General features: G+C 45.3%; 7 protein-coding genes. 1 reads left to right on the top strand and 6 read right to left on the bottom strand.

Features of this window, described 5'->3' with window-relative positions:
* Nucleotides 1-128 precede the first annotated feature (128 nt).
* A complete protein-coding gene (locus tag ACWP87_RS11850; protein WP_005687459.1) occupies nucleotides 129-1,475 on the bottom strand; it encodes a replication-associated recombination protein A in 1,347 nt (448 codons plus the stop codon).
* Nucleotides 1,476-1,767: 292 nt separating this feature from the next.
* On the opposite strand from ACWP87_RS11850, the gene ACWP87_RS11845 reads away from it, so the two are divergent.
* Nucleotides 1,768-2,094, top strand: a complete 327-nt coding sequence (locus ACWP87_RS11845; RefSeq protein WP_005687456.1) for a hypothetical protein — start codon at nucleotides 1,768-1,770, stop codon at nucleotides 2,092-2,094.
* Between the two features lie 83 nt (nucleotides 2,095-2,177).
* On the opposite strand, the gene ACWP87_RS11840 is transcribed toward ACWP87_RS11845, so the two are convergent.
* The 5 genes from ACWP87_RS11840 to ACWP87_RS11820 all read right to left on the bottom strand — a co-directional run bounded on the left by ACWP87_RS11840 (nucleotide 2,178) and on the right by ACWP87_RS11820 (nucleotide 7,160).
* Nucleotides 2,178-3,164, bottom strand: coding sequence for a DUF805 domain-containing protein (locus tag ACWP87_RS11840; RefSeq protein ID WP_005687455.1), 987 nt, complete (start codon nucleotides 3,162-3,164; stop codon nucleotides 2,178-2,180).
* Nucleotides 3,165-3,356: 192 nt separating this feature from the next.
* On the bottom strand, nucleotides 3,357-4,820 hold the full coding sequence (locus tag ACWP87_RS11835; protein ID WP_005687452.1) for a helix-turn-helix domain-containing protein: 1,464 nt from the start codon (nucleotides 4,818-4,820) through the stop codon (nucleotides 3,357-3,359).
* Nucleotides 4,821-4,830: 10 nt separating this feature from the next.
* Nucleotides 4,831-5,052, bottom strand: coding sequence for a hypothetical protein (locus tag ACWP87_RS11830; protein WP_005687450.1), 222 nt, complete (start codon nucleotides 5,050-5,052; stop codon nucleotides 4,831-4,833).
* Between the two features lie 80 nt (nucleotides 5,053-5,132).
* Entirely contained in the window at nucleotides 5,133-6,212 is a 1,080-nt protein-coding gene (locus tag ACWP87_RS11825) for a DUF916 and DUF3324 domain-containing protein (RefSeq protein ID WP_005687447.1), read from the bottom strand.
* Between the two features lie 141 nt (nucleotides 6,213-6,353).
* Complete coding sequence (locus ACWP87_RS11820; RefSeq protein ID WP_005687444.1) at nucleotides 6,354-7,160, bottom strand: WxL domain-containing protein; 807 nt, start codon at nucleotides 7,158-7,160, stop codon at nucleotides 6,354-6,356.
* Nucleotide 7,161: the final 1 nt, after the last annotated feature.

The raw sequence follows: 7,161 nt of genomic DNA, 5'->3' as shown, positions 1-7,161 counted from the left end.
AGATGAGCGTGAGCCGGCGCGCTTAGAAGTCCTCACCGCCGAATAACGCATGATGATTCAACTCTGCATCAGCACATTGAACTGTTACAAGTTGACGATAGTGTTAACGCCCACTAGCAGCGTCCCACTCACGACTTTTTCTTAGGCCGTGGCGGTTCAGGGGCTGGGTGTTGTGCATGCCACGCTTTAATTTGTTCAAGCCGCTCTTTAACCTTAGCTTCACTGCCTTGGTCGGTGGGATGATAGTACGTTTTGCCGATGAGATTATCCGGCATGGTTTGCATAGTTGTCAGTTTATCTTTTGTGTTGTGAGCATATTGGTAATCTTTTCCATAACCTAAATCCTGCATCAAATCCGTTACCCCATTACGTATTTGAAGCGGAACCGGTTCAGCCAAGGTTTCAGTTGCGTCCTTTTTAGCAGCACCATATGCCGTGTAAAGCGCATTCGACTTTGGTGCAAGTGAGAGGTAAGTAACCGCATGCGTCAGATGGACGGTGCACTCGGGCATGCCGATAAACTGGCACGCTTGATAAACCGTGACCGCAATCTCTAACGCCCGCGAATCCGCCATTCCGACATCCTCACTGGCAAACCGAACGAGCCGCCGCGCGATGTATAAGGGATCTTCACCAGCTTCTAACATTCGCGCCAGCCAATAAATAGCTGCATCCACATCCGAGTTGCGCATTGATTTGTGTAATGCTGAAATCAAATTATAGTGCTCTTCGCCATTCTTGTCATACAATAAGGCTTTCTTAGTCAACAACTGAGCAACATCAGCCTGCGTTACTGAAACCACGTCATGCTTCGTCTCAGCATTGGTGACCGCCATTTCCAGCGTATTCAACGCAATGCGGGCATCGCCATTGGCAAAATCAGCAATCTGTGCTAATAACTTCTTGCTAATTTTGACTTGCTGCAGCCCATAACCACGAGGATCCTTAAGCGCCCGCTGCAATAAATCAACCAGCTCGGCACTCGTCAAGCCGTGAAGCACAAAAACCCGAGTACGTGAAAGTAACGCGGCATTCACCTCAAACGATGGATTCTCGGTAGTGGCACCGATTAAAATAATGCTGCCCCGCTCAACATACGGCAAAAACGCATCCTGTTGAGCTTTATTAAACCGGTGAATCTCATCCACAAACACAATCGTCTTTTGACCCAATTCACGATTTTGTTCAGCTTCTTTCATCACCTGCTTGATTTCTTTAATCCCGCTGGTGACGGCAGAAAATGTGACAAACTGTGCCTGCGTTCGCCGGGCAATAATTCGCGCCAATGTGGTTTTACCAACCCCAGGCGGACCCCAGAAAATCATGGAACTAATCTCATCATGTTCGATGAGGTTACTCAACACCTTGTTTTTTCCTAACAAGTGCGTTTGGCCGACAAACTCATCAAGCGTTTGCGGCCGCATACGACTTGCTAACGGCTGAAAGTTACCATTTTGAAACAGACTTTGATCCATATGCTCACCTCCGATCAACGTCCAGCCTCAATTTTAAGCGTTTTCAGGCCGCGACGCAATCATTCCATTGTTCTATTATTGTGTTAACATAATGATAAGTAAATTCATAAACTCGCGATGTTGTCCAAACAACCTCTCCGGGCATTATAACGCGCTCAAACATCACGTGTTCATTGGCGCATAAACCTGTGTGGAAAGACTTGAGATATAATGCCCAAGTCGATCCATGCGTTTTGGATCCCCACACATGAACGCGCCCACCGGCTCACGCTTAGCTTAGGAGGAGAATACCATGGCTCAACCTTCATCTTTGGAAGGATTCCCAAAAGGCGAATTTGCGGCATTTTCAACGGCCAAAATGACCCATTTCTTACCGTATTCACACGACACCAATACAAAAGACCTAAAAGGCTTCTTCGGCGACAATTTTCAATACCTTACCAAAACGCCTATTGGCCGCCTGAAAATCGAAATTCCCAATACCGAACCACTCATCGTTCAATACGGCGAAATCATTGCCCGCTTTGCGAATGGCAAGTTTAAAGTCATCGACAGCACGTACTTCCACAAAAACTTTAATGATCCACTGGTTGATGAAGACGAAAAAGGTATTTATTGATTCACCCTGCAACTAAAAGCGCAAATTAAAAAGTGCAATCCTCCGCTGCGGAAGGTTGCACTTTTTGCGTGGTACAGATTACTTTATGCTTCGTCATTTTGAACTTTAGGTGGTAAAGCAAGGATGACGATTTGCGCAATAAGAAGAATGAGTGTTACCAGGTTTAATGGGACATTTGGGACACTTCCTTGTACTGCCGAGACGATACTTGACGCAATGTTAAGAGCTATGAACCACCATGGACTGACACCTGCATCCTTGAAACGCCGCCAAGTGACCGTTAACATTGGCAAAGCTACCATCGACCAACCATAGAGAACAGCAAAGATAATCGCCACCAAAATCACGGCACCAATACCCAATGAATTAATCATATTAATGATATTCTGCGGTTGCATTTTGCCTAATGCAGCGCTGCCAAGGAGCGCTGCAGTGATCGAAAAGACGAGAAAGAAGAACGTTGGCACAAAGATCAACGCTGAAAATAGGATACTCCACCAGTACTGACTACGACTCGATGTCCCGGTAAAGTCGCCACCACGAAGGAATAGATCTTTGACTGCCGCTCCAAAACCTACACCAGTGGTACTACCTGTATGCGGGTGAGCTGGAAAAGGCTTCACGGTCTGTTCACGACTAGGTAATAGAAGGATAATGAGTGTTACCAGTGCAACAATAAGCGGCAAGATGATCATTGGCAACAAGCCCATACCGTTGGCCGTCAGCAATGGTCCGACCAATGCAACGATTACCAGCACAAGGTACCACCATGGGTTAACCTTAGCATCTCGGAACCGCCGAAGCGTTAGACTCAGTTGCGGGTAGCTTAGATACATAGGGACCGCGACTAATGTTGTCAAGAGTGATCTTATCATGCTGCTGCCAAAAGATTGCGTTTTCGCCGAGAATGTCGCACCTAACGACACAGATACCAAGCCAATGACAATGCCTAACAAGAATTGTCCTAGAAATACCCACCAATACTGTGAGCGTGAACTAACGCCTTTAAAATCACCGGCACGAAAGAAAAAGTCTTTAATCGCCGGCCAAAAACCTGTTTCCTTTTCCATGGTGTCTCGCCTCCGTTTTTGAATAGGGCGAGTATACCATTACATTTATTAATATCAAAATGTTTTGAGTTAAATAAAAAGAAGCGCCTTTGAATAACCGTTGTTATCCAAAGGCGCTTAATCCAGTGTGGCTAGTCCATTTACACTATTTTCACAACTAATTCTTCGTTGCAAAAAAGCAACGAAAAATTTCTAGCGTTTTTGGAATTCTTCTTGTGCCTGCTCGCGTAATCGCAGTAATTCATTAATTAAATTTTCCCAATCCTCAGGCCGCGGCGGAGAAAGCCATATCACTTTTGGAATATCGTAATCATGATAAGCATTCACCAAGTCGGTAATAATCAGTTGTGTTTCCGGTTCAACTTGCTGGGTCATCTGAATGTTCAAAGTTGAAAATGACTGAATATCCCGCGTAATAATAGCGTTGTAGTCGTGACCGGATGTAAAGTCAACGCAAATCGATAATGGTGCTAATACCTTGCTCAACGGAACATTGGCGGCGAGTGCCAACAAACAATGGTAAAACAAAAACTGTGCCTGTGAGCTTTCCAAGTGCAAGGCCTGGTTTAAAACAAAATGCTGACAATACTCAAAAAATCCCGGGTAAGTTTTAAAGAAGTAGCTAATGTCGATATGATCATCGAAAAACTCGCTGCGAAACGGTAATACCAAAACATCTACAAAACATTTATTGACTGCATACGCAATCTTCAGCTTAGCAACGGCGGATAATGTCACTTTAAACTTGACTTCAAATCCGTGGATAAAAGCTTGCCCGCGCTGCTTAATTGTCTCCGGAAAAACGATTTCCTCGGAATTAATAATGCCAAGAATCGCCAAAAATGTCCCTAAATAGTCACATTCGCTGTTAATTGCCTGATCGCTGGCGTCAAAATGAGCCTGATAGATCGCAATCGCTTTGTTTCTGGTTGCCAAGGTACCTTGACGAATATTGGCCACCAAATCAGCCACTTCTTGGGAACTCGCAATTGTATAGCCCTGTTGACAGCGGAGCAAACTAATTAGCACATAAGCCTTGGTTTCAATCAGTTGGCTCATTGACGGCTTGGCATCGGTTGTTTTCATGAGGCCCAGCAATTCGGCTAAGGCCAGCCGAACCTCATGATTAAACTTATCTTCAGTGACATGTGTGACCACCATGATTTTGGCCAATAGCAGCCGGATCGCGAGTTCATTGCCCGTCAGCTCGCCTTGGCTCGTCAAAGTAATCTGCCACTTTTTCAATGTCTCCCGCAGCGCAATATAGCGTTTATACATAAACGTGTAACTCACATAGTTCGCCTCGGCAAAGTCCGCTAAGTTAAACGTGGCTTGTTGGGTCATCAGCGTCAGCAGGATATTGACTTTTGGTGACAGTTTCAGATAGTGCGCCAAAAAGACCGAAGTATTGGTATTATGGTGCTCATGCAAGATCGTTGATGCATCCGTCACTTCAAGACTAAAACGATCATCCAGTTGAAAAGTAGCAATATCGTCCACAATTTCTTTTGTCCATCGCTTAAACATATAGTAGGAAATTTGTAGTTTATCCTGTAACTCGCTGTTTCTTACCTGACGATTCGGATATTGATCAAGATAATTGAGTAACTGAAGCTTCTTTTGGTCGTTTTTTTCCATCAGTTCAACTAATTTCACAAGATCCACCTTACTTTTTAGCACGTTCTATCCTCGATTGAGCCAACAATGTTTTTCCGGCAAGCCGATACGCTAAATTGGCTAAGTTCAAACGCCGCCAACGATAACTCACCCGGCTTTGGGAACTCACGGCAAAAATCCGCCCACTTTTGCCATCAGCAGCAAACATTGCTGATAACCAAAGGCGCGAATTTTCAGATATCATCATTTCTTCTGGATCGGTATCGTTCACGAATTCTCAGAGTCCTTTATTTGTGTCCATGATGCCGCCAGTTTTCAAAACTTGCAAACACCTTGCTCAGACAATTTTGATTAAGAAGCTTGTTTCTTAGCCTGACGCCGCAGTAGCAAAATCAGTAGCAGGATGATCAGTGCCATGAGGACGATCACAGCACCAATCAGAATGTACGTCCACTGCGGATGGCTTGGCTTGATCGTCACATCCCGCTGATTTAACGTTGAAGCCGCTTTTTCGGTAATGGTAAATTGTTTGGTCATGGTCCAGTGATCCCGGTAATGCTGCTTACCTTCTGCCGTTGTGCGTAAGATCTTTCCGTTTGGCTGCCGATTACCATAGACTTCGAGTTTAGCCACATACGTTCCCGGCTTTAATGCTTTCCCCGCCAACGCAATTGGAAAATCAAAGTTCGTATCTGGCGCAATCTGCAGCCCTTCTTTGGCAACTTGGTAAAGTGCCTGGTTAGAACCTTTAGCAAAGATCTTTGCATCCACGGCTACTTGCTGAATGAAGGTTGCCGTATCATTTTCCATCGAAGTTAAAATGACATTGCGTGCATTAACCTGACTTGGCTTAACCGCATTCAATTTAACGTGAGCTGGAACAGCGGCTAAGTTTTGGCGCATCAGGAGCCCGATGACATAGGAAAAGCGATTTTTGATCGCAACCTTTTTGCCTGATGCTTGGCCACCTTGATCACTCAAGCCATGTTCTTTAAGGGTAATTCCCCCAGCCATGACGCCATTAAAACTTTTATCCGGCATCTTAACAGCTAAATCCAAAACGGTACTGCCCTTAGCTGGAATAACGGTTTGCTTGGGCGCTTTAACATAATCCTTCATGTTGAATTGCAAACTCTTTGCCGGCTTAATCGTGTTGGGTGTATATTCCACCACGCCATTGAGATTCGTGGTGGCACTGGCAAGCTCGACATCGAGTGTCACTGGCTTTTCGGTTTCATTACGCAACTGAACATGTAACGTTTGCTGCGCGCCAGGATTCATTTTGATGTCAAAATAGCTAACATCAGGATTCACTTGATTGTCCGGTAACTCGGCTTTAGCAGCAAAGTTTAATTCCGAAGCAAAAACTTGAGTGGCAGGCATGATCAACATCACAATAAGCGTTATGAAGCAGAAAAGTTTTTTCTTCACAAAGTATCTCCTTTTGATTAAGTTCCCCCAACGATGCGGCCTAGTGCCGTCATCGTATCCTTCTCCAATGAGTTTGAATGTTTCAAGTCCGTTAGCAAACCGTTGATGCTAGCCAAAAATCATCAGTGTCGTTCCAGCTTTTTAAGGTTTGGTGGTACCCGTTGTACTTGGCGTGCTTGTAGTGCTTGGGGTACTTGTGGTATTCGCTGGTGTTGATTCCAATGACCAGGTTAAAGCAGTCGTGTAGGCTTTAGCCATTTTCGGGGTCTTGCCTGGCACTGACAACGCAATTGACTTGGCCATCTCCTTATCATCGCCGAACCGGTAGATCCAGGTGCCCATCCCTTGATCAGCAGCCGCTTCAACTGGCGCAATTTGTGCCTGGCCCGGAATGAGATCAAATGACTTCTGGAACTTCGGTGCATATTGTGCGTCGGTGCTTGAAACCAAGTTACCATTTGTAAAGCTCAGTTGGGCGCCGGTCAATTCCTTGGTCGGATCGTCTTTAACCGCAAATTGGTTTTCCTGCTTCACTTTTAACGTCCAACCTTCAAATGTGCCGCGCTTGTCGGTCACCTGGATAAAGTTCGGGCGGTCAACGGTTGTGCCATCGTCTTGTGTGAAAGTTTGCGGTTTTGCGTAATACGTTGCATCTTCATGACTAATTTCAGCTTCTCCAAAAATGAGACTTGAAGCAAAGTCGATCGACAACGGGCCCCCGGTGCCACCCGGAACTTTGCCACCAGGATGAGTAGGATCGGTCGGCTTGCCTGGGTTCTTATCAGCGGGATCTAATGGGTTTTTCGGGTCAGTTTGGCTTTGATCCAACTTAAACTTAACCTGGCCATTTGAAGTCACATCACTAGCAGAAACCAGTGTCGGTGTTACTCCAGCCAAACCCAACATACCTAATCCAAGCATTGATGCCATCACGTAAAACTTTTTCATG

The sequence above is a fragment of the Lacticaseibacillus sp. 22 genome, from assembly GCF_055413445.1.
The sequence above is the reverse complement of the archived record's forward strand: the minus strand, read 5'-3'. Positions and strand labels throughout refer to the sequence as shown.